The organism is Peribacillus sp. FSL R5-0717 (assembly GCF_038002945.1).
GTDB classification, from domain to species: domain Bacteria; phylum Bacillota; class Bacilli; order Bacillales; family DSM-1321; genus Peribacillus; species Peribacillus frigoritolerans.
Genome location: NZ_JBBOOF010000001.1, coordinates 1614636 through 1638347 on the forward strand (window position 1 = coordinate 1614636; position 23712 = coordinate 1638347).

The following is a 23712-nucleotide window of genomic DNA, read 5'->3' on the forward strand; positions in this document are numbered from 1 at the left end:
CCAATCCCCCTTAATGAACCATGTTCGGATCGAAGTGAACAATAGTCCGGCCTTCCATGATTCTTTGTTCAATTTTTTGAACGGTATTGGATAATGAACGATCCGCATTCTTCAAATCATACTTTTTATGAAAAAAGTTATATAACGTTAAATCCCTTAGCTTTAAAAATAGAGGAATCGTTTCGTATTCCACAGGTGCCAGAATATTTTCCGTCTCATACCCTTTTATGAATTCCCTCATGAACTTGGCAGCATATTCATCGAGCCCTTTTATCCCTTCACGTTCCAAACTCCACATCAGATAGTACAGAGGGATCGCCAAATCGCTGGCAAACCAGTGATATGAACAGTCATCAAAGTCAAAAACATGAATCCGCCCCTCATGATAGTGGAAATTGCCGTTATGTATATCAGAATGAATCAAGCCAAAATTATCTTGATGAACGGAAAGGGCATTTAAATGCTTGTTGATTATTTCTTGTTGGCGGATCACTTGCTCCGGTACATCGGATTGATAGAGCTGGACATTCAATAATTCCTCTTCATGCCAATCCAGCCGTTTATATTTCGCTTCAGGCTTATAACTTTTTGTTTGTTTATGCATTTGGCCAATGGTTCTTCCCCATTCAAAAAATAAAGGTCCATCGAAATTTTCATCAGTGACTTTCATCCTAACACCAGGAGCTTTTTCAAACAGGCAACAATAAAATTCCGTACCATCCAAGCCCTTTACAATTTCAACTAAATTTTTTTCTTTCGAAAAGAGAACTTTAGGAATTTCACTCCCATTATTCTGTAAATGCTCAATCCACTTTAGCTCAGCAAGCACTTGATCTTTTGTACGATGTGATTGATGGGTCATTCTTAAGATATATGGCGTTCCATCCCTGTAAACCTCAAATACGTAGTTCTCTGCATCTCCAAGTTTAACCGGATTCCCAGCATTCACTTGAAAAAAATCCCCCGCCAATTTCACCAATTCATTAGAAAAAATTCGTTCTACCGCTGCTTCCATGATCTTCACTCCCATTGCCAACATTATTAATGAAAACGATTTATACTATGCTTTATATACGATACCAAGATGCCATTTCCCTTTATTTGTATTTTATAAATCTAAAAAGTAAAGATATGTTCTTTTGCATAATCATTTATTAACGGCTCCTTCGTCTTTCTCAAAAAAAAAAACGCCCTATAGGGGCGTCCAAAATCAAGTATCCTTTTCTTCTTCATTCGCTATTTTATTGAACTTCAAGATCGTTTCTTCGATTACCGGATTATTGAATTCCTCTTGGATGGCTGATTGTACAAATTTATCTTCACCATTCATTTCATCCCACTCATTAACTCTGTAATCTTGATCCCGACGATTTGATTTCCCGTTTTGTTCCTCATTATTTGACAACTATTTTCACCTCTTAACCATAGTGGAGTTCGAACCATTCATAAGCAGAAAGGATATATCTTTTCAATAATCATCCTTGATTGAAATGGGTGAACCCGTTGAGGTATGTTGATTTACCCAGTCGAGCGATACTTTTGAAACGGCATCCCATTCAGGTATTTGGGCTTTATGTTGTTCCACCCAGCTCATGCAATATTGCGGGTCAATATTGCTTTCTTCAGATTTTGCCAAAAATGACTGAATTGTGGTTTCCGTACAATTTTCCCATGATCCACATGTATCCTGCCAAATATGTTCCATTTTCATTTGGATATTTTCGTTAGCCATTGGGTTTCCTCCTTAATTGAATGTTAGTTATTGATATCTTCATTAAGTATGTCCAAGGCTAAATAAATCATTACAAAAATTGGGGTTTTTCAGCGAAAGAATGAATTAACAGTCGTAAAAATGATGAATAAACTGATTACGATAAACAAAATCCGCCAAAACCAATAGCTGCTTACGTAAGGAAAATCATTGCCTTTTCAATCTCCTTTACACCTTTATACAGCCAATTGCATTGAAACAAACCAGTTTTGGAGCATTTCCAGTAAGTTTCGGGCTATTATGCGTGAATTGGGCATATACTCGTGAATTTTTCACGCTTTTATTTGTCGAATCGGCGTTTACTCGTGAGTTTTAGCCATTTACTCGTGAGTTTCACACTTTTACTCGTGAGTTTAGCCGATTTACTCGTGAGTTTCACGCTTTTACTCGTGAGTTTATTTTATATTGATCTATTCTGTCTTACATTCACTCCATAAAATGGCACAAAAAAAAGCTGAATGCTTGGACCCCGCTGATCCCGGCGACGTTCGACGAACCATCCGTTGCCGAGTTCGGTACAGAGGCACCGCTTGGCCGCCCTGGGCAGCCGGAAGATCATGCAGGCGCCTATGTGCTGCTAGTATCTGATGAAGGTGCTTATATAACAGGACAGTGCATTCATATCAATGGCGGGATCACGATGTCCTCATAACTCTAAAACGACCGAAAAGCATGGTGCTTTTCGGTCGTTTCCTTTGTGAAATTTAATTTCCTATGCCGGGCGAATTCATCAATACAATTCTCCAACCATCCGGATCTTCAACGGTAACACCTGATTTTTCCCAATATGGATTTTCCGGAGAAACCGGTTCATAGCCCATACCTTTCAACCTATTCGTGATTTCCTCAATGGTCTTACATTCAGGAATATAAAAGACAAGCAGATTATCTTTTGATGGGGCAGGACAAGGACTGCCATCCTTATGTTGGGTAAACTCCAGATGATAGCTGGAATCCGGAAGCCCGATCATGATGCCGTCATATCCCTCGTGCCCTTCGAAAGAACCGATTTTTTTCAATCCTAATCCTTCACAATAGAAGTTTACTACCTTTTTTAGTTGATCAGTAGGACGTGCAACCCGGATCTGCGCTACTTTCATTTCAGTTGGCCATTTACTTTCCATTGTCCCATCCCTCTCTGTAAATCGAATTACATTTCTTTTTTCAAATTACTTTTACCAATATTCATGCCAAAACCTAAAGCAATCGCCGCACCTAAACAACTGAAAAGACAGCCAGCTCCCAAGAAAATGGTTGGATCTGATTCACCAATCATCACTGAAGCTATACCTCCAATTGCCGGAAAAAGGGCAACCATGTATCCACTTTTCGCCCCGCCTATCTTTTCTACAAGCTTGAGGTAAAATAGCCAAGCTCCAAAGGAAGCGAATATAGTTAAATAGAACAAAGCAGATAAATATGTAATGGATGTCGGTATAGTGACTGCTTGTCCTTGGATGAACACAATGGCCGCCAAAAGAATTCCTCCTGCTGCAAATCCAAGTACATTGGCATAGATTGGGTTCACTTTCTCCCTGGCATTTCTAGCCGAGCTTGCATCGCCCAATGCAGTAAGGGTGGTACCAAGAACAGCCATCATGATGCCCTTTATATCATTGAATCCATGAATATCATGTAAACTCGGATAAATAACAATACAAACAGCCAGCACACCAATTATCCCGCCAATTATGATACGTGAATGCAATGGTTCCTTCAAAAAAACACGAAGGGCAATGGGCGTTAAAATGACTTTCAATGAAAAAATTAACGTAACCATTGCTGCTGAACTTAAGATAGTGGCGTAATAAAGGCATAAATAGCTTAAAGCAAAATTACAAATTCCAAACACAATAATGAATGGAACATCCTTTTTCTCAGGTTTTCCTTTAGGTCTAAGCATGCACAATAAAATGAAAAATAGGATGGCCGTCAAACCTAAACGATAGGTTAAAGATAATTCTAAACTCACAGGTGTACCTTGAATCTTAACGGCAATAAAATTAAGACCCCATACTAATAAACAAAATATGTACATAAAGTTAGTCATAATAACATGACCAATTTATGATATTGCCCACTTTCTATCAATTTATGAAACTCGTCGTAACTGATTTTCCCATCCATAATTAAACCGCCTTCTATTAAAAATCACATATGTAATAATAAAGTAAATATTACCAATTAAAAGGGGATTGTCAATATATCAAACTACATTCCGAAAAGCCCTCCAGTTAATTTGGAGAGCTTTTCATTGGCAAACGGCTATTAGCACAAACCCGGTAATTGAGTTCGAATACATTCCAGTCGATTTCAAAAATCCGCTCCCTTTCCGCCAACTGTCTGCCGAGCCTCCTCACCGCAAGCGCCTGCGGGGTCTCGGCTAGCCAGTTTTTCGGCAGGAGTGTCGCAAATTTCTTCCATCCAATAAGGAGTACAGGAAAAAAACTTAAAGGACCTAGTCTTATACATAATTCGGTGTGAGATCAGCCTATAGTTTCTTCAAGAAAACATCAGCTGCTTTCAGGAAATCCGCTCCATTACCGCCGATTGTCTGCCAAGCCTCCTCGGCGCAAACGTCCGTGGGGTCTCGGCTAGCCAGTTATTCGGCAGGAGTTTCGCAAATTTCCTCAATCCATTCCAACCTTCATGGTTCGGGATGCGATTCCGATTTCCTATTGTCTAAAAACTGTGGCCAACGACTATTAGCCTTTATAGCTGACTTGTCCAGTTTCAACCAATTCTTTCAGTCCCATAAACATTAAATTCCAGCCGTGTTCAGATCCATCGTGATACTCTCCGAGTGCTTTTTCGATATCGGATTGTGTCCAATTTTCTTCATGAGGAACGGTGATGTTTTGTGAAAATGTCATTTCACAGCCCTTTTGAAGTTCTTTCAGCTCAACTGTAATTGTATCTGCCGCTTCACTGAATTGCGGCATTTTAAAAGTGAACACTAATTTATTGGGACGGTCCAATTCAAGGTACTCCCCTATCGCCCGATAATCTTTTCCATCGCGATGATCAATAATCTCCCAAGTTCCTCCCACTTGAGGATCATTTTGTGCCACTTTATTTGTCCCCTCCAATGTAAAAAGCCATTTTCTCATCATCCCGGGGTCCACCCATGCATCAAATACCCTTTCAGGCATTACATCAAAATTTCTAATCATCTTTAAAGTGGTTGTCGAGTATTTTTCCATTTACATACTCCCTCCTTATATCATTTTTACATACTTTTCAATTCTTCTTTTGAGACAGCACGCCAACCGTGTGCTTCCAGTTTCTCCAAATAAGTTTCCATCCTGATTTCCTCGATTTCGATCGCAAGCGGGTGCAGGGATACCAAACATTCATCCGAAGCATAATTTATCGTAACCTTTACAACTTCATATCCATTATGAAATCGTGGATCGAACCCCGGATCATCGATTATATCCCCTGTAACAGGACGAATATCAGATTCAAATGTTTTCATCATTAACCTATTCTTTTCTTGTTCTTTTATTGATGTAATGAAGATCATTAAATTTACTTTCATTGCAGTCTCCTTTTCTCTATCCTTAGCGTCATGCTACCTTGCTCCAATTGGGATAAAGCGCCTGACAGTTTTATAAGACTTTGGAATTCACTATTTCCTTTTTCATATATTGAAAGGAATAGATATCATTTTTACCTTTATATAGTTCCCCGTTCTTGGAGAAAACTGCACTTCCATTTGGTATTGCATATATCTTTCTTTCATTTGATAAGGGAAATAATTCTCCATCTACATTATCCTCGTAATGGACCTCAACGCTAAACCCCACTAATCCTAAGCCCTTGATCACTATCGTTTCTGGATAGTCTTTATCTTTTGTGATTATGCAATCATGGCCGAAAGCTAATGAACCCGCACTATATCCAATGATTAAACCTTGAAAGTTTTTGATAGTTGCGGTAAGTCCCTTTTCTTCAATTACATGGATTAACCTTTCTGGCTTTCCACCTATAAAATAGAGAATATCATGTTCCATTATAGACTTTTTCATTTCTTTGCCTGAAAGGTCTTCATTTAATAATTCAATACTTACATTCTCCATGATTGAAAAAGCTTGTGTAATACTTGCCATCCAACTTTCATACCTGGAATTGTCGGTTGCAAAAGGGATTATTAAAATCTTAGCTTCAGGTTTAATCATTTTTGAAGGTTCCAGGAACACTTCACGTAATTCATTATTCGTGTGATTTCCGCCACCAATCAAACAAATTTCCATATATGTCCCCCATTCATTCACATGCTATTCTCTTAAAATATTCTATGTAAAAAAGACAATACCTTTATAAGACACCGCTTTGCAGCTAAATTGCCCCCGTAGCTCAACAAAAAAAGGCTGCCACAGCAACCTTCCTACTTGAAGTAAAGCACATTTAAGAATTGTAGACACCACCACAAGTAGTGATAGGAACGTTTAATAGAATTCTTCCTGAAAGTAGTGATTAATAATTTCTATAGCCTTTTGCTTAAGCGTTGTTTGTTTTATATGAGTAAGTTCATAAACTGTATAATCCGGGGGTGAATCTGTAAGTTCATAAATTTTGTAACTTCCACGTTTAATTGCTTCATCAGCTATCCATTTAGGAACAATAGCCCACTGTAATGGATCTTGAAGAAGATGTAGAAGCAAATGAGTACTGTCCAGTTTTATTCGTGAAATCGATAATGGATCCCACCAATAAGAATGCCAAGATTGATATTCAACTCCCCAAGGCATGAATAGTTCGTAATCAGAATCTAATTCTTTAGGGTGGAGCTTTTCCGAACTATAACAACTTATATCTGAAGTTTGAAGAACAACCATAGGTGATGTAAAGCACTTTTTAACTTTTACATTTGGATGGACTCTTTTTCTAAGGGAATAAGCCACATCAATATGTCTATTTTCAACTTCAGAGTATAGATTATCGGAATGTAAGGTTCGGATTTGAAGTTTAATTGGAGGATGATGGTTACTTAGTTTTTTAAAGACTTTTGGTAAAACAAATGTATTAACACTATCAACACCACCAACAATCAAGGGTAATTGTGGGCCTTGCGTTTTTAATAGCTTCGCTTCTTGTCCTAAACGACTCCATTCTTTCGCTAATTTATAAAATTCCTCACCCAGAGGAGTTAAAATGATTTGTTTTATTCCTTTCCCGCGTTCAATTAATTGAACCCCAATTTCTTTTTCTATTACCTTTATTCGTTGACTTACGGTAGTTTGCGCTAAATGTAATTCTTCTGCTGCACCGCTAATGGTTTTTGTTCGAACGACTGCGAGAAAAGTATCAATAGAATGAAAATCCATTATTCCGCCTCCAAATAGCAATATTTATGTTATTAAATAGCTAATTAATTCGTTTTACAATCTCATTTTCTATATTTAATATAAAGTTAATTAATTATTTTGTCTAATTGAATTGGAGGAATGTATCTTGAGTTGTAAAGTTATTTATTTTGAAAAAGTATTCACAGCAACACATGAAATAATAAATACATTCAAAAGTTTGGATATGGAGGTTAAATACTGGATTGATTTGGATGAAGTAAAAAAAGAACAAGCATTACATGAAGCAAACTATTTAATTACAGCATCTTATCCTATTACGAGAGAGTTATTAGAAAAAGCACCCAATGTTAAATTGATTCAAAAAACCGGAAGTGGTGTTGATAATATTGATTTGAATGCTGCTAGTGAGATGGGAATCCATGTTGCCAGTACACCAGGAGCAAATTCAAACAGTGTTGTGGAATTGACCATCGGCATGATGATAAGCCTGTACAGAAAACTTCATTTCTTAGATCGAGTAACAAAAAGTGGTGAATGGAAAATGTGGGAATACCGCCCATCAATGTTCGAAGTGAACGGTAAAACCCATGGGATAATCGGTATAGGAAACATAGGAAAAAAAGTTGCAGCATTGTCAAAGGCTTTTGGAACTAACGTTGTTTATTATGATGTGAAAAGATTATCAATGGAAGAGGAGAAAAAATTAGGATTAACTTATGTACCTTTTAATGATTTATTATCACAGTCGGATATTATAAGCCTCCATATTCCTTTAATACCAGCCACAAGGAACTTGATTGGTGAAAAGGAATTGAAACTTATGAAGTCTTCAGCAATTTTAGTTAATGTAGCCCGAGGTAATATCATTGATGAAAAATCACTCGCCGAAGCATTAAAATGTAATCGTTTACTTGGCGCAGCCATTGATACCTGGTCATCTGAACCCATAAATTCAGATAATCCATTATTAAAACTTGATAATATACTTGCTACTCCTCATATTGCAGGGGGGACTAGGGATGTGTTGGAAACTGTACTGCGCTTATCCTTTGAAAATATAAGAAAAGTAGAAGATGGGAACATGCCTGATAATTTAGTGAAATTGACTTCAGCATCTGTTTAACTCTAAAAATTGAATGTAAAAAAAGAAAAGAGGACTTACATTATGTCTAATATTGGAATGCGTGTGTATTCAAACATTAATCGTCCAACTAAAGAAGCAGTAAACGAGTTTAAAGGGTTACCCGTATCTGTAATTGCTGATAATATGAACCGTATGTTTTGCATGAATCCCAAAATTCGTCCAATTAATGATAAGCCATTACTTGGGCCAGCTTTTACAATTAAAACACGTCCCGGTGACAACCTCATGCTTCATAAAGCACTTGATCTTGCTCTACCCGGCGATATATTAGTTGTTGATGCTCAGGGGGATTTAACAAATGCAATCATGGGCGAACTAATGGTATTGTGGGCTCAAAAAAGAGGATTAGGCGGGTTTATAATCGATGGTGCCATTCGTGATGTTGGAGCCTTAAGAAAGATGGATATCCCAATCTACGCAGCAGGTGTCAATCCACGGGGTCCATATAAAGACGGACCTGGGGAAATTAATGTTCCTATTTCTTGTGGCGGAGTAGTGGTTCATCCTGGAGACATTGTAGTCGGCGATGATGATGGTATTGTTGTCATTAACCCGCAAGATACGGATGAGTTAATAGAAAAATCGAAAGCTAAGTTCCTCAGGGAACACCAGGAAATGGATGATATCATGAATATGGCGTGGGATCGAACTTGGGTTGATAAAAGTCTTCAAGACCGGGGCTGTGAAATTAAAAATAAATCATCCAAAGTAAAAGAATTGATTACAGGTAATCGAGACTAACTATGGTGTATGTTAAAGTTCTTGTAACTTAGCATATTCTCACGGTAACTCGTTAAGTTGTGTGTTGTTATACAGGTTGATACGACGGTAACCCTCTTCTGTGGATTACTCTGGAATTTTCCAGACATTTATAATGGTGTTTGGAAATTAGACTGGAGTTCTCCATTCCTTTAGACACTATACCTACTTACAATTTAAATGACAAAAGAAGGAAATCGTTACTGTGCCAAATTATTTATGAGGAGGGGAAGAAATCTAATGCAGAATTCATTACAAAAAAAGACTCGATTTCGTTGGGTAGTCATGTTATTAATTTTTCTAACTTATATGATCGCTGGTGCAGACAGGGCAAATATCAGTGTAGTCATTCCATATTTTCAAAAAGAATTTGAATTGAGTAACACTGATATTGGTGCAATGGCCAGTCTTTTTTACATCGGATATGCAATTATCCAGATTCCAGCTGGGTTCATCTATAGTAAGTTTGGGACACGAAAAATATTCACCTTCTCTATGATTGTTACTTCGGCTGCAACATTATTTATCGGAACGGCTAGTTCTGCCCTTCAACTTAAAATTGGCAGAATATTACTAGGTGTTGCAGAGGGACCACTTCCAGTCGGAATTATTTCCACGATTAACCGATGGTTCCCTGGAAAGGAAAAGGGAACTGCGACAGGAATTTATATGTCAGCAATCAAGTTCGCTCCTGCCATAGTTCCTCCGCTGTGTGCTTACATTATTTATGCTTTCGGCTGGCGTGAAGTTTTCTATATATTTGCCATTCCGGGCTTTATCTTCGCTTTATTTTGGCTCTGGCTAGTAAAGGATAATCCGGAAGAAAGTCCACATTGCTCAAAAGAGGAAATAGATTATATCAAATCAGAAAAGCCTTCGACCATCGATGAGAAAATCAAAGGAAATAAGAAAAAATATTCGATGAAATGGGTAGACAAAATTATTCGTACCAAGAAAGTAGATTTCCTTGATACAAATAGGAAGGTTTTTCTTTCATGGAATATATGGGGATGTACGTTGGGGTACTTTTTCATGGTCGGTATTGTTTATGCCATTATGACATGGATACCTACTTATTTGGTTAACGTCAAAAAGTATTCCATTATGGAAATGGGATTTGTTGCCTCCTCTCCGTGGATAGGGGCCATGTTAGGTAATCTAATAGGCGGTTGGGTTTCGGATAACATCTTTAACAAACGTCGAAAACCTCTTATGATAGTGACTGCAGCATCGACAATTTTCAGCATGTATGCATTGTTGTACGCCCCAAATGACCCAATGTTTTTAAGTATCGTTCTTCTTATTACGGGTATTTTGTTGAATTTGGGATATTCAGCGTTTTTAGCATATCCTATGGGGATTACATCCAAAAAAAAATTGCCCCTTGCCGCTTCAATTGTTAATACTGGAGGATCGTTAGGCGGTGCATTTGCTCCATTCGTAGTAGGATTGATTTTAGATTCATTTAATTGGAAAATGGTATTCATGTTTTTATCAGTCAGCTCTTTAATGACCTTTATCCTCCTCTTTACGATCATTGAACCAATGGAAAAGACTAAACTAGCGATAGAAAAAGATGACCATGAAATAGCTACATCATGATTATTTAAAAAATGTATCCGTTTACATCATTCTTTTCAAAGATCAACCAGTAAAAATCGCTGGTTGATCTTTTTTAATATTAATGACCCTTTAGCTCAACAAAAAAAGGCTGCCGCAGCAACCCTCAATTAAACCCTTGCCTATAACGACATTGTCGTTTCTGTCTATTCGAAATTTTAAATCATCCTTAATATTAAGCATATAGCCGGCATTCTCAGATTCAAAAAAATATACCATATCCATTATTCTCAGGTTAACCATATAAATAGCAGACCACTTTTACATCTTTCAAAAATATGATTCATTCCTTCATTTACAATAAAAAAGAATTGCCACTAAAAAAATGCCGCCGATCATACATTTTTAAATATCGTATTGTCTTTTAAATTCAAAAATCTCATCAACAGCTTGGTGATATCCACCCGATTTTTGAAAGGATTCTTTTAATTTTGAAACAGTTTTATGGAAGGTTGGGTCGTTTAACACATGATCTGCGGCCTCACGCAGCTGATTTGCAGTCAAGCTTTGCATTTGTAATGTAATACCGGCTCCGATATTGGCAACTTGCCCTGCAATCATCGGCTGATCCGCGCTTTGCGGGATGACAATTAGCGGAACTCCATAGTAGAGACCCTCATTGGTACTATTCATTCCGCCATGTGTGATAAATAATTTAGTGTATTTTAGCACGTCCGTTTGTGGAACATATTTTTTCACAATGAAGTTTTTGGGGATCTCTCCTAATTCAATTAGCGGGATTTGTTGACCGACCGACATGACCACCGTGTGATCGCTATTTCCAAATGCTTCAAAACAAAGCTTATAAAAATCAAGAGACCGGTTAAAAACCGTCCCAAGCGAAATGTAAAGGGGACTTTTTCCTTTGATATCAGCAAGGTCAAAGTTATCCTGCTTTATTCGTGAAGAGATGGACGGACCTACAAATTTGTAAGTTTGGTCGAATGCTTCTTTAAAAGGTTGAAACTCCCTAGTTGTATAAACGATTGAAAGTGGTGCAGGATTACAAAAAACTTCGTAAGCAGAATGGATCTCCACATCATATTTTTCCTTCACCATTGCCGTCAGTCTTTGAAATTCATCTTGTATAGGTTTACCTATTTCTGGAGTGATTTCTTTAGAAAGCTGTTCCAGCATTTTATCGAATGATGCTTTTGTCTGCGCAAAAGAAGTACAAGAATTGATTGCGGGAAGCTTAAGGATTTGGGCAAGCATACGGCCACAGCCAAACATGGAGTCATGGATGATGTAATCGAAATGCTCTCCTTTGATCTGTTCAAGCACGCTAGGTATGACGATATCTACCGTATGTAAAAGACCGTTGATTCTTTCGAGTAAATAATTTCTTCCCCCTGAGAGAAAAGCTTCTATAAATTTTTCACCGTCAATTGTTCGTACAGTAGCTCCCGTCCTCTCTATACGTTCCCGAAAAGACTCTATCGTAAGATACACTACCTCTTCTCCACGCGAAATAAGCTCTTGCACAACTCCAATAGTTGGATTGATATGTCCTTCTGATCCAGCATTAATAAATAAAACACGTGCCATTCTACCACTCCTTAAATGATTATGTAAAAGTATGGTTATTCCCCCATACCCTTCCAAATTCAAACAATATAAATTTATCATAGTACAATACTGGAAAATCTCAAATTCTTAATCACCCTTGTAATCTAAAATTAATATCGTTCATAAAGGTCAGCCGGATTCTCAAAGGGAAAACGAGCGCTGTATGCAGCTATCGCTTTTTTCATCAGGGTAGTATAGCTGAAAAAGGTAATCCACTCATTAATAGAGAACTTATATTTTAAAATGGATTTCTTTGGAGGGAATAATGATGGCAAAGTATTTTCCGAAAATGTTAGCTGAGCATCAAAACTTCATAAAGAAACAGCATTTGTTTTTTATTGCGACGGCACCTTTGGATGCGGCTGGGCATGTTAACCTTTCTCCAAAAGGGTATGATACCCTTCGCATCCTATCATCTACCGAAATTGCGTATTTGGATCTAACCGGGAGTGGTAACGAAACAAGCGGACATATTAATGAAAATGCTCGGATCACCTTTATGTTTTGTGCATTTGAAGGTCCGCCGATGATCTTGCGCTTATATGGTTCAGGCAAAGTGATTCTGCCTGAAACAGAAGAATGGGATCGGATGATAGGTCATTTTGAAATGATGCCCGGTGCAAGACAAATCATTTTAGCTAAAATTCATAAAGTCCAAACCTCTTGCGGATATAGTGTCCCCTTCATGACCTACTCCAATGAACGTGAAACATTGAATCGGTCCAACATGAAAAAGGGTGAAGCTGAACTGGAAAATTATTTGCGTGAAAAGAACTCCTCCACCATTGATGGCATTCTGACACCATTAGGGAAAAAATTATCGAATGACTCTAAAACCACCTAAAATTCTGCTTGTTACGTACAAACATAATAAAGGAGTTAAAAAAGGTATAATGCAAAAAAAAGGTTGGTGGATTTTAGTTATAGTCTCGGTTGGGATTATGATTCCTTTCATGATCCCCTATCTAACTTTAAATCCTGCTAACAGCCGTGTAGATATTACTTCGACAACACAATATTCTATACTTGTTACACATATTGGTTGCGCCTTTATTGCCTTAATAACAGGCTTTCTTCAGTTTATGGATCGTATTCGTTTGAAAAATCCAAAGGTTCATCGCTATATGGGGAGGATTTATGTTGTCAGTGTTTTTATTAGTGGAATTCTTGCTCTTGCAGTTGTCTTCTATATAGAAAGTTTCACAAAAGCAGCAGCTTTTCTTACTCTGGCCATTCTGTGGTTATTCACATGTTGGAAGGGTTACCGTACAGCTGCTAAAGGGCATTTTCATACACACCGAATATGGATGATGCGTAGTTTTGGTATAACTCTAGTAGCAGTCAGTGCACGTGTACTAGTACCCGTTCTTCTCATTACTTATTACACTTTTAATGGATTTATGCTTCCAGAAGGAAGAGATAAGATGATCGAGGAAGTATTGAATGTGAACATTTGGGCAGGACTCGTTCTCAACTTTGTCATAGTGGAGTGGATGATCCTTAATAAAAAAACGGGTAGAGAAATCAGCTAATTGACTTGTTTGGCGAAGATTCTTTGTAACTAAAAAAGTAACTATTCGCCGCTAAGAATAGTTACTTCAAATGAACCGGATGGGAATAAATAGGACAGGAGAGAGTTGTCCTATCTACTTTCATTATATGGAGTAACGATTACAAGGTGAATAAATTATCTGTTAGAAAAAAAATCCGAAGAAACTTTGCTTAACCTGCCCCTATAGTTTCATAAGAAAAAGGAGCTGCAAAAGCAACTCCTTTAGATGCGAGAAACATTTTTTAAAAATGTTACGAATTTATATGTTACTTCAGGAACAACTTATATGAATACGCGCCTTTTCCGTCTATGCTTGAATTAAAGCGTGACAATGATCGGTCCATTTTTAGTAAGGATAATCGTATGTTCCACTTGAGCTACAAAGCTTTTTTCAGTAGCATAGGTCCAACCGTCTTCTTTTTGGAATACTTCTTCTTCAAAGGTTGAGATGAATGGTTCGAATGCGATAACCATCCCTTCCTTTAATATTTCATTATCCCATGGATCATAATAATTACAAATATGGTCAGGTGCTTCGTGTATTCTACGTCCAACACCATGTCCTGTAAGGTTTTTGATAACCGTGAATCCATGCTGTCTCGCTGTTTCGAACACCGCTTTTCCGATTCTGCTTTTTTTGGAACCGGGTTTTGCTTTCTTAAGACCCGCTTCAAATGCCTTTTTGGCGACGTCGCATAATTTCGTTAATACTTCTTCTCCTTCGCCTACTACAAATGAGATTCCTGTATCTGCGAAATAACCGTTCTTTGAAGCGGATACATCTATATTTACTATATCCCCTTCACGAATAACCCGATCACCCGGAATGCCATGTGCCACTTCATCATTTAGGCTGATGCAAGTATAGCCAGGAAAATCATATTCACCTTTTGGAGCTGAAACTGCACCCGCTTTTTCTAAACGTTCCCCGGCTATATCATCAAGTTCTTTGGTCGTTATGCCCGGAATTGTTCTTTGTACCAATTCATCTCTAATGGAGGCAATAATTTTGCCAATTTCCTTCAAACCATTAAAATCATCTTCTGTTTTTGCAATCATTTTTTTCTACCTCATTATCTTTTATCATCAATAAACTATATAAGCATTCATTATACCCTTTATTTTAGCGAAAAATAAAAGCAATGTACATAATTGGGTACGATGCCCCTCTTTTCCCCCTACTTTTATTCTCATTCAAATATCCAACTTAATTGAAACATCTTAAATCGTTCTTCAACTATACTGCCCCAATAGTTCCATAAAAAAAAGCTGCCTTAAAGGCAGCTCCGATCTTCAGCTAACACACTTGTTAGCTGAAGAAGCAGGTTACTTTCCGGAGTTCTCATCAACCGGTTTTCGTTTATGTTTTTCATTAATGATCTTTTTATTAAATATCTTAACTTCTCCAACCATTAGTAACCTCATATCCTCTACAATATACTTGGCTAACTCTTGGTCAGTGATGTCATCTCCATCAATATCAAGGCGGAATTCCTGCCCTTGAAGCCCACCGCCATTAGTAAACTTGATTTCAAAGTCAAATTGAACTCTTTTATCCATTTGAACCCTCCTCATATTGATTGATACTGAATTGCATTGATATATAAACCTTTTGGCGACACAGGATTTTTACACCTTTCACAGTTCCCACTAGACATATTCTAGACAAAAAAACATTTTCCTTCATCAACTAATTCACCTGTTAGTTCTATAAAGGCAAAAACCCCTTTAGGGTATATTCTAAAGGGGTTTATTACATATGCCGATTTAACCTTTAATAACATATATGAGGGGGGCAATGCTTTTTAAATGTTATTGAGGAGCTTTTGTTTGCAGCAACTTTAACCCCATGCCAATAAAAATTATTCCTGTTATTTTGTTTAAAATCATTCCTACCTTTTGGTTTCCTCTTAGTTTTTTTGTAGCATGCGAAGAGAAAATTGCAATAAATAGACACCATAGAAATCCAGTGAATGTAAAAGTAAGTCCTAAAATGATAAAAGGAATAGGACCTGAAACCTTTGTATCTATAAATTGCGGGAGAAATGCAATAAAAAATAAAGAAACTTTTGGATTCGTAAGACTTGTTAAAAGTCCTTGTATATATAACTTTCTGATGTTTAATTTACTGGATGGAGCAATATCAAAATTTGCATTTGTTTTATCAATCAACATTCTAATTCCCAAGTACATCAAATAAATAACACCAACAATTTTAATTGCATTAAATAAAATAACAGATTTTGTAAGGATGATTGATAAACCCAAAGCAACAAATAACGTATGGATTAAAGATCCTGTAATAATGCCAAAAACAGAATAAACACCTGCTTGTCTTCCTTGTGAAATACTTCTTCCCACAATATACATTGTGTCTGCACCAGGAATGAGATTTAATAGGATTCCTGTTAGTAAAAATACCTCGTAATTAATGATTCCGTACATTGTAGCACCTCTTTTTATTTTTTGGTGCCCTTATTGATAATAGTTAAAATTGTATGAAAAGAAAAGATTTTTTTGTTTTTTTAATACTTCTCTTAAAGTTAGACGATTCAAATTGCTTCTTAACATATTCCCTTCTTCAACTAACCGCCCCGATCATTTCATAAATAAAAAGAGCTGCCTATTTCAATAATAGACTCATTAGAAAAACTTGGAATTTAAGTTGTTGTATATTAAGATAGTATACGGTTAATATTTTCCATTATATAGGAGGAGACATATGAAAAAGAGAATTCTACATACTGTACTTTCGATTGCTGTAGGAGCAGGGATACTTTCCGCTGGTGATGTTCCTGCCCAAGCTATGAGTCAAAATCAGGAGCTGAATGACTCATACGCAATAGCTTTTAAAGGTGGATTACCAGAGAATTACCAAGAGGTAATACGGAAAGCCGGTGGTAAAATAACCAAAGTCCTTCCCGAGGTTGGAGGAATAGAAGCTCAATCTGACGAGCCTTCTTTTCTTAAAAACCTAAAAGCTCATTCTTCAATAGAAGCTGCTAACAGAGAAATTCCCCTAACCTTAGACAAAACAGCAGTCAGCCCTTATAACTATGGATCCAGTATCATCAGCCAGCAAAATTCTGAGAGTTATTGGGACTCCCAATGGGATATACAAAGGGTGACCAACGACGGGAAATCATATGATTTAGAAACAGGCGGATATAAAAATAAAGATGGAAGCATTACTCATAAAGCAGTGGTGGGAGTGATTGATACCGGAATTGATGAGTCTCATCCTGACTTAAAGAATAATATATTAGGCGGACGTAATCTTGTTCCTGCTGGAATGGATGAATCTGAAACAGGTGATCCTGCTGATATAAAAGATCGCAATGGGCACGGTACTCACGTTGCCGGGATCATTGGGGCAAATGGTAAGACAAAGGGTGTAGGACCAGATTTAGGAATCAGGGCCTATCGCGCATTATACTCAGAGCAAGCCCTTGGATTACCAACTTGGATTATAGATGGAATCATTGCAGCAACAAATGACAAGGTAGATGTTATTAATATGTCTCTACGTTTCTATAATAATAACAAAATGACAATTGAAGGAGAAAGTTATAAATCAATCGCCGAAACGTTACTTTGGAAGAGAGCCATTCAATATGCAGTAAAGAATGGAGTAACTGTAGTGGCCGGCAGTGGTAATGAAAGTTTAAATTTAGATGATAAGAAGGAAGTTAACGAATTTTTAAATAAATTGTATGAACCATATGGTATGAGCGTGAAAGGGCCTGCAACCGTGGTACCGGCACAGCTGCCAGGAGTCATTAATGTGTCTGCCTCCACAAAATGGTCAACTCAACAGCTTGCTTTCTACTCTAATTATGGAAACAGTGCCATTGACGTGGCAGCTCCCGGAGGGGATTTCGGGCCTGAATATGCAGAAACCAATGACCCTGCGGCGGCTGATCCAAGTAACTTAATCCTTAGTACTTGGCCTACCTATTTAGGTACTTCATATGAGTTTAATGCTGGTACTTCCATGGCCACTCCTCAAGTAGCTGGAATTGCAGGGGTTATTAAGGCATCTCATCCGGAGTATAAACCAGCCCAAGTAACAGCTCGCATTAAGCAAACAACTCTTGACTATGGAAAGAAAGGACAAGATGCTTTATTTGGTTCAGGAGAAGCAAATGCATATAGAGCATTAGAAAATATAAAGAAGTAGCTTATTTAAAAGTACAAGCCCGAACAGTAATTAAGAAAAATATATCCATAACAATAAAGGCTATATGCCTGAAATATAAAAAACGGAAACACATAAAATGCGTGAAGCCATATTCTAATTAACACAACTCACCAGTTAAAATTCATCCCCTGCTTAATTGCAGGGATTTTTTGTTTTATCGCTTAATTACAAATTCTAGTCCAAGTAAATATGCATTTTCCAATTTGTGTTATGGAATTATCCTGCCCCTTTAGTTTCATAAGTAATGGCCGCCGGCTAGCCTCACCTTTTTATGAGTTTGGCAATCTTGAAAATTCCAAAGCCGCAAAGAATTATGAGACCCATTATAATAATTGGTATCAAAATATTAAATGACATTAAATCATCTCCCTTTAAATTATGTAAGTCATTCTCACATCTATATAATACCGCGCCAAAAACATCTACTTATTGAACTAACGGTACATAAACCTTTTTTTAATTCTATAAAAAAAGGAACTGCTTTCACAGTTCCCAAGACTTTAGGCAAAAGGAGTTCTATCCAAATTTTTAAACATATTTGATTGGAGCGGGTGTGCGAGACTCCTGCGGGAATAGCGAGTCCAAGGGAGACCCCACAGGCGCAAGTGCGCCGAGGAGGCTCCCGGACCGCCCGCGGAAAGCGAATGCCCTACGTTCCAATCAACGTCCAAATTTGTACAAACAAAAAAATGTAGACAAACTCGATTTTCACAATTCCCTTTTAGATATTTTCCCGATGAACAACTAGAGCCAGTCTGCACTTTCATCAGCAAACCTTTGGAAGTCATTCATAAAAACACTTGCATGATACCCATCACAAACTGCATGATGAATTTGCAACGAAACAGGCAAGAACAATTCATCTTTTATTTGTGAATATTTCCCCCCAGTTATAATGGGTAAGAGAAAATCGCCACCATTATTAATATTTAAATTAAATGCTGTAAAAGAACTCCAAGGGATCATGGATATCGGAATATGATTATCTGGTATAGGGGTCTTTGGAAATAAACTACCCGTACCATTGTATTCTTCTACATCTTTTTCATACTGGGAATGGAATTCAGAAAACCTACTTGCATTTGGTGACCAGATGCTAGAAAATGTGTATGTCTTCTTATCGAAAATTGTATAAGAAGGCAAAACTTCTGACCAATAACCTAAATTCCCTTCTTGGTTAAAGCTGGTTCTAAATTCTCGATGGGAATTAACTATTTTTGTAACCATGAAAATAAACGCGGGATATAACTTATAATTTTTCTTCTTTAAGTTTTCCATAAGAACAGTAATATTCATTTCATTCGTTATACTGAATGTTGTTTGTTGTTGTAAATAGTGTTCAAAATACTCTTTTCGAACCCAATTTTCACGATCAATTATATTGAATTTCATATACAACGCCTCCTAATGTGTTTTATTGATTTAGGAGGCTATTTCCTCTGCTTTTTTCATGACAGTCATCCTTTTATAAACGAATTCATACCCCAACATTATTAAATATTCCCAGACTAAAATCAACCTACAGAGATTACTTTCTTTTACGATACTGCCCCGTTAATTCCATAAGGCATTAAGCATCACTATTTCTTATTCTAATGTCCTACAAAAAAGGCCATACCCTTCTTCAAAGGATATGGCTGGTGATATGGAGTTACTTTCATTACGGAAAGCGTATTGCGTTAATATCGACATTAATAGCACTTGAGGAGGTTACATTTGTTGCTACTGTATAAGCGATTCTAATTTCATATGTTGAAGTTCCAGTGATGGCAGCAATATTTACATTAGTAGATGCAACAGGAAATCTTGATGTACCTGCAGCACTTACACTTCTTTGAACGGAACGTGTATCTATTAAAATACCATTACGATATAGCCTAGTTTGAAAGGTGAAATTTGAGTTGGCCGTTGTGACCACATCAATTGATACCGCATAGTCCACTTTAATGCTCTGGTCAACAGTAGTTGGTACATTCATTGTAACCACTGTTGTTTCGGTTCCAGTAGTTGTGAGAGCGATTGGACCAGCCGCTTCTGCTGAGAATAATTGAGGAGTTACGCCTGTGGCTCCCGTGGCTCCCGTGGCCCCTGTTGCTCCCGAATCTCCTGTTGCTCCCGTGGCTCCTGTCACTCCGGCGACTCCTGTTACCCCTGTGGCGCCCGTCGCTCCTGTTGCTCCCGTGGCTCCGGCGACTCCCGTGGCCCCTGTTGCTCCAGCGGCTCCCGTAGCTCCTGTCACTCCGGCGACTCCCGTGGCTCCCGTGGCTCCTGGTTCTCCTGTGGCTCCTGTTGCACCGGTCGCTCCTGCATTTCCCGTGGCTCCTGTCACTCCGGCGACACCTGTTACCCCTGTGGCTCCCGTCGCTCCTGTTGCTCCCGTGGCTCCGGCGACTCCCGTGGCCCCTGTTGCTCCAGCGGCTCCCGTAGCTCCTGTCACTCCGGCGACTCCCGTGGCTCCTGTAGCTCCTGTGGCTCCCGTGGCTCCCGTAGCTCCCGTAGCTCCTGTCACTCCGGCGACTCCCGTGGCTCCCGTGGCTCCTGGTTCTCCTGTGGCTCCTGTTGCACCGGTCGCTCCTGCATTTCCCGTGGCTCCGGTGACACCTGGATCTCCCGTCGCTCCTGTTACGCCTGTTGCTCCCATGGCTCCTGTTGCCCCTGTGACACCTGGATCTCCCGTCGCTCCTGTTGCTCCCGTGGCCCCTGTTGCTCCAGCGACACCCGTCGCTCCCGTGGCTCCTGTGGCTCCCGTGGCTCCGGCGACTCCCGTGGCTCCTGCGGCTCCCGGATCTCCCGTGGCTCCGGCGACTCCCGTGACTCCCGTGGCTCCGGCGACTCCCGTGACTCCCGTGGCGCCGGGATCTCCTGTTGCCCCTGTGGCTCCCGTGGCTCCGGGATCTCCTGCTGCTCCTGTTGCCCCTGTGGCTCCTGGTTCTCCCGTCGCTCCTGTTGCTCCCGTGGCTCCGGGATCTCCTGTTGCCCCTGTGGCTCCCGTGGCTCCGGGATCTCCTGTTGCTCCGGTGGCTCCCGTGGCTCCCGTGGCCCCTGTTGCTCCCGTGGCTCCTGTTGCTCCCGTGGCTCCGGCGACTCCCGTGGCTCCTGCGGCTCCCGGATCTCCCGTGGCTCCGGCGACTCCCGTGACTCCCGTGGCTCCAGCGACTCCCGTGACTCCCGTGGCTCCGGGATCTCCTGTTGCCCCTGTGGCTCCCGTGGCTCCGGGATCTCCTGTTGCTCCGGTGGCTCCCGTGGCTCCCGTGGCCCCTGTTGCTCCCGCGGCTCCCGTGGCTCCGGGATCTCCTGTTGCCCCCGTTGTTCCCGTGGCTCCGGGATCTCCTGTTGCTCCTGTTGCCCCTGTGGCTCCGGTAACTCCGGTGGCTCCCGTGGCCCCTGTGGCTCCAGCGACTCCCGTGGCTCCAGCGACTCCCGTGGCTCCAGCGACACCCGTCGCTCCTGTGGCTCCGGTGGCTCCCGCGGCTCCCGGATCTCCCGTGGCTCCGGCGACTCCCGTGGCTCCTGTTGCTCCCGTGGCTCCTGTTGCTCCCGCGGCTCCCGTGGCTCCGGGATCTCCTGTTGCTCCGGTGGCTCCCGTGGCTCCTGCGGCCCCTGTGGCTCCCGTGGCCCCTGTTGCTCCCGTGGCTCCGGTGGCGCCGGGATCTCCCGTGGCTCCCGTGGCCCCTGTTGCTCCGGTGGCTCCCGTGGCTCCCGCGACTCCTGTTGCTCCCGTTGGCCCTGTGGCGCCCGTTACTCCTGAGGCTCCTGTATTTCCAATAGCTGACGCATTAAAGCTCTCTGGACCAACACGCGTTACATCTGTATCAACAGAACCAGTAATGTTACGAACAAAAGCTGTATATACTAAAAACCCTGAACCTTTGGGGACATTGTAATCTGAAGCTGAAAAAGCGTACTCTTGAGGTCCGGCCTCAGAACCATTAAGAACAATAGTCTTAATACCGGTAAAAATTGTATTAGCATTAGGATTGGTCCCTCTTACAATTTTAATTTCAACAGAATTTTCAAAAACATTAGCTGCTGGATTTACTTTTAAGGTAATAATCCCGTCAAATTGAACACGAATCATTGAAGTGGGATTTGCTTCGTTAACATTAATGCCAACTTGCCCAAAAAGTTGGTAAGCAGACGAAGTGGGAATGTTAATGGAGTTGGCATAGGAAGCATTTTGAGATGTTCTTCCATCAAAGAATTCTGGCATATTTTGTTTCACCTTCTTTTTTATATAAAATGCATCTGAAAGTAGCTGCGGTTATAGTCGATGGAAGGGTGATCTGGAAAGTATTCAGCAGCTAACTCATTATGTCTTTTTGATTCCTCTAGCTTGCCGATGCGGTCAAAACATACGCAAAGCTGAATGTGCGGCAGCCATGTGTAACAATTCCGCTCGATAAAAGGGCTTTTTGTTTCTGGTATTTCTATTTTCGTTGCCAGATTGTACCAGAATATAGATCGTTCATATTCATGTTGCTCCAAATGGATGTAACCGAGCCGACAGCAGATTTCCCCTCTAGGTGTATCGTACTCGAAAGACTTTAAACAGCTCTGGACTGCTGAACCCCAATCTTTTAATTGAATATGGCAGTCCGCCAACTTGCCGCAGGCTTGAATATTATCCTCGCTCCATCCTTTACCCTCATCAAGAAATTTTCGATACCACTTGATGGCATCATCATATAAACCATGGTCATTGCATTCATTCGCATAGTAATATTTGTCGCGCGGTGAAAAATCAATTCCTGGTTTAAGGGCCTTCTTGTAAATTCTCAAATTACGATCATTAAAGCTTTTTTCCTTTTTATGATGTATGGCAATATCCGATTGAAATGTGAGTCCGGTTACTTCAAGATACTCATGAACGAATCCTATCCATTGGAAGTTCTTTTCCCGTTTTACGAGCCGGTTCCGCCTGGAACTGAAGCTGGGGTTCCCATTCCCATCAAAAGAAAGATGATAAAACATCATGACAGAATCGAAGTGAGGAGGAAGCTCTTTTTTCAGCGTTGAAAATTTCTCCTTATTCTCTTCTGTTAAAATATCATCCGCATCAAGCCAGAGTATATATTCTTTTGTCGCTTTAGAAAAAGCGAAGTTTCTCGCAGCCGAAAAATCATCGATCCATTCAAAATCATAAACATGATCAGTGAAGGCTGAGGCAATTTGTTTCGTGTTATCTTTTGATCCTGTATCAATGATAATCATTTCATCGACTAGTTCCCTAACAGAAGCAAGACAGTTAGGAAGGGAAGCTTCTTCATCCTTTACAATCATGCATAAACTAATTGAAATCCCGCCCATTAAACCACCTCCATTAAGAGCATATTAGTTTCTGCCTGCCATAATGTCTGGAGTTAGGGTGATCTAATTAAATCCAGGACATGACAAGGAAAATCGTCAATTGCAGGAAATTCAAGATTTTTTTTGCAAACGCATTTTTGTTATAATTCCTTTGCTGAAGGACCTAATTTGTTTTTACACCAAATGTATGATTTTGTTAATGACCGTACATTCAAAAGGCCGCCAATTGGCGGCCCTCTATGGCGCTAAAGCACCCCCTTTAGTTTAAGTACAATAATTAACAGACTTAAACTAATTTCTTCTTTTTTGATAAAAGAAGCTGCCGATTAGCAGCTAAATCCGCTGCAACTCCCTTCAAGTTAGACACCGAAGAAGAACGAAAAAACACCTAATATAATAAGAACTATTAGTAAGTTATTAAAAGAATTATTTTTTAAATAATAATACGTATTTTCCTTATACTTGCGCATATTAAAA

Annotated in this window: 22 protein-coding genes and 1 pseudogene; 7 read left to right on the forward strand and 16 right to left on the reverse strand. The window is 39.6% G+C overall.

The window, feature by feature from the left end; genetic code table 11:
• Nucleotides 1-10 precede the first annotated feature (10 nt).
• The 3 genes from NYE65_RS07835 to NYE65_RS07845 all read right to left on the reverse strand — a co-directional run bounded on the left by NYE65_RS07835 (nt 11) and on the right by NYE65_RS07845 (nt 1732).
• The gene (locus NYE65_RS07835) at nt 11-1015 is read right to left on the reverse strand and encodes a phosphotransferase enzyme family protein (protein WP_340860353.1); all 1005 of its coding nucleotides are present in this window, start codon (nt 1013-1015) and stop codon (nt 11-13) included.
• A gap of 195 nt (nt 1016-1210) precedes the next feature.
• A complete protein-coding gene (locus NYE65_RS07840) occupies nt 1211-1405 on the reverse strand; it encodes a hypothetical protein (RefSeq protein WP_340860354.1) in 195 nt (64 codons plus the stop codon).
• A gap of 63 nt (nt 1406-1468) precedes the next feature.
• On the reverse strand, nt 1469-1732 hold the full coding sequence (locus NYE65_RS07845; RefSeq protein ID WP_057276427.1) for a hypothetical protein: 264 nt from the start codon (nt 1730-1732) through the stop codon (nt 1469-1471).
• A 502-nt stretch (nt 1733-2234) separates the two neighbouring features.
• Here NYE65_RS07845 and NYE65_RS07850 point away from each other — a divergent pair.
• Nucleotides 2235-2423: pseudogene (locus NYE65_RS07850) on the forward strand (SDR family oxidoreductase); the annotation flags it as partial.
• A 52-nt stretch (nt 2424-2475) separates the two neighbouring features.
• On the opposite strand, the gene NYE65_RS07855 reads toward NYE65_RS07850, so the two are convergent.
• The 6 genes from NYE65_RS07855 to NYE65_RS07880 all read right to left on the reverse strand — a co-directional run bounded on the left by NYE65_RS07855 (nt 2476) and on the right by NYE65_RS07880 (nt 7101).
• Complete coding sequence (locus NYE65_RS07855) at nt 2476-2895, reverse strand: VOC family protein (protein WP_340860356.1); 420 nt, start codon at nt 2893-2895, stop codon at nt 2476-2478.
• A gap of 26 nt (nt 2896-2921) precedes the next feature.
• Nucleotides 2922-3821 (reverse strand): DMT family transporter, encoded by a 900-nt coding sequence (locus NYE65_RS07860; protein ID WP_340860357.1) that lies wholly within the window; start codon nt 3819-3821, stop codon nt 2922-2924.
• Between the two features lie 655 nt (nt 3822-4476).
• Nucleotides 4477-4974, reverse strand: coding sequence for an SRPBCC family protein (locus NYE65_RS07865; RefSeq protein WP_340860359.1), 498 nt, complete (start codon nt 4972-4974; stop codon nt 4477-4479).
• A 26-nt stretch (nt 4975-5000) separates the two neighbouring features.
• Entirely contained in the window at nt 5001-5312 is a 312-nt protein-coding gene (locus tag NYE65_RS07870) for a hypothetical protein (protein ID WP_048687636.1), read from the reverse strand.
• A 70-nt stretch (nt 5313-5382) separates the two neighbouring features.
• A complete protein-coding gene (locus NYE65_RS07875; protein WP_340860360.1) occupies nt 5383-6027 on the reverse strand; it encodes a Type 1 glutamine amidotransferase-like domain-containing protein in 645 nt (214 codons plus the stop codon).
• A gap of 195 nt (nt 6028-6222) precedes the next feature.
• Entirely contained in the window at nt 6223-7101 is an 879-nt protein-coding gene (locus tag NYE65_RS07880; protein WP_340860362.1) for a LysR family transcriptional regulator, read from the reverse strand.
• A gap of 127 nt (nt 7102-7228) precedes the next feature.
• Here NYE65_RS07880 and NYE65_RS07885 point away from each other — a divergent pair, with 127 nt between their 5' ends.
• The 3 genes from NYE65_RS07885 to NYE65_RS07895 all read left to right on the forward strand — a co-directional run bounded on the left by NYE65_RS07885 (nt 7229) and on the right by NYE65_RS07895 (nt 10588).
• Nucleotides 7229-8206, forward strand: coding sequence for a 2-hydroxyacid dehydrogenase (locus NYE65_RS07885; RefSeq protein WP_340860363.1), 978 nt, complete (start codon nt 7229-7231; stop codon nt 8204-8206).
• Nucleotides 8207-8248: 42 nt separating this feature from the next.
• A complete protein-coding gene (locus NYE65_RS07890; protein WP_340860365.1) occupies nt 8249-8968 on the forward strand; it encodes an RraA family protein in 720 nt (239 codons plus the stop codon).
• A 258-nt stretch (nt 8969-9226) separates the two neighbouring features.
• Entirely contained in the window at nt 9227-10588 is a 1362-nt protein-coding gene (locus NYE65_RS07895) for an MFS transporter (RefSeq protein WP_340860366.1), read from the forward strand.
• A 363-nt stretch (nt 10589-10951) separates the two neighbouring features.
• On the opposite strand, the gene NYE65_RS07900 is transcribed toward NYE65_RS07895, so the two are convergent.
• Entirely contained in the window at nt 10952-12154 is a 1203-nt protein-coding gene (locus tag NYE65_RS07900) for a macrolide family glycosyltransferase (protein ID WP_340860367.1), read from the reverse strand.
• 289 nt (nt 12155-12443) lie between these two features.
• Between NYE65_RS07900 and NYE65_RS07905 the strand changes: the two genes are divergently transcribed.
• Together NYE65_RS07905 and NYE65_RS07910 are read left to right on the forward strand one after the other, a co-directional pair.
• On the forward strand, nt 12444-13019 hold the full coding sequence (locus NYE65_RS07905; RefSeq protein WP_268589866.1) for a pyridoxamine 5'-phosphate oxidase family protein: 576 nt from the start codon (nt 12444-12446) through the stop codon (nt 13017-13019).
• A gap of 49 nt (nt 13020-13068) precedes the next feature.
• Complete coding sequence (locus NYE65_RS07910; protein ID WP_340860369.1) at nt 13069-13707, forward strand: DUF2306 domain-containing protein; 639 nt, start codon at nt 13069-13071, stop codon at nt 13705-13707.
• Between the two features lie 338 nt (nt 13708-14045).
• On the opposite strand, the gene map is transcribed toward NYE65_RS07910, so the two are convergent.
• The 3 genes from map to NYE65_RS07925 form a co-directional block, all read right to left on the reverse strand.
• Nucleotides 14046-14786 carry a type I methionyl aminopeptidase gene (gene map, locus NYE65_RS07915; protein ID WP_063575125.1) on the reverse strand — a complete coding sequence of 247 codons (741 nt, stop codon included), beginning with the start codon at nt 14784-14786 and terminating at the stop codon, nt 14046-14048.
• 267 nt (nt 14787-15053) lie between these two features.
• Nucleotides 15054-15287 carry a hypothetical protein gene (locus NYE65_RS07920; protein ID WP_034304346.1) on the reverse strand — a complete coding sequence of 78 codons (234 nt, stop codon included), beginning with the start codon at nt 15285-15287 and terminating at the stop codon, nt 15054-15056.
• Between the two features lie 252 nt (nt 15288-15539).
• Complete coding sequence (locus NYE65_RS07925; RefSeq protein WP_328175953.1) at nt 15540-16172, reverse strand: LysE family translocator; 633 nt, start codon at nt 16170-16172, stop codon at nt 15540-15542.
• A gap of 277 nt (nt 16173-16449) precedes the next feature.
• Here NYE65_RS07925 and NYE65_RS07930 point away from each other — a divergent pair, with 277 nt between their 5' ends.
• Nucleotides 16450-17907 carry a S8 family serine peptidase gene (locus tag NYE65_RS07930; protein ID WP_340860372.1) on the forward strand — a complete coding sequence of 486 codons (1458 nt, stop codon included), beginning with the start codon at nt 16450-16452 and terminating at the stop codon, nt 17905-17907.
• 765 nt (nt 17908-18672) lie between these two features.
• On the opposite strand, the gene catA is transcribed toward NYE65_RS07930, so the two are convergent.
• From catA to NYE65_RS07945, 3 genes are all read right to left on the reverse strand, one after another.
• Nucleotides 18673-19320, reverse strand: a complete 648-nt coding sequence (gene catA, locus NYE65_RS07935; protein ID WP_328175955.1) for a type A chloramphenicol O-acetyltransferase — start codon at nt 19318-19320, stop codon at nt 18673-18675.
• 268 nt (nt 19321-19588) lie between these two features.
• The gene (locus NYE65_RS07940) at nt 19589-22138 is read right to left on the reverse strand and encodes a collagen-like triple helix repeat-containing protein (RefSeq protein ID WP_340860374.1); all 2550 of its coding nucleotides are present in this window, start codon (nt 22136-22138) and stop codon (nt 19589-19591) included.
• Nucleotides 22139-22158: 20 nt separating this feature from the next.
• Nucleotides 22159-23235, reverse strand: a complete 1077-nt coding sequence (locus NYE65_RS07945) for a tetratricopeptide repeat-containing glycosyltransferase family 2 protein (RefSeq protein ID WP_340860375.1) — start codon at nt 23233-23235, stop codon at nt 22159-22161.
• Nucleotides 23236-23712 lie beyond the last annotated feature (477 nt).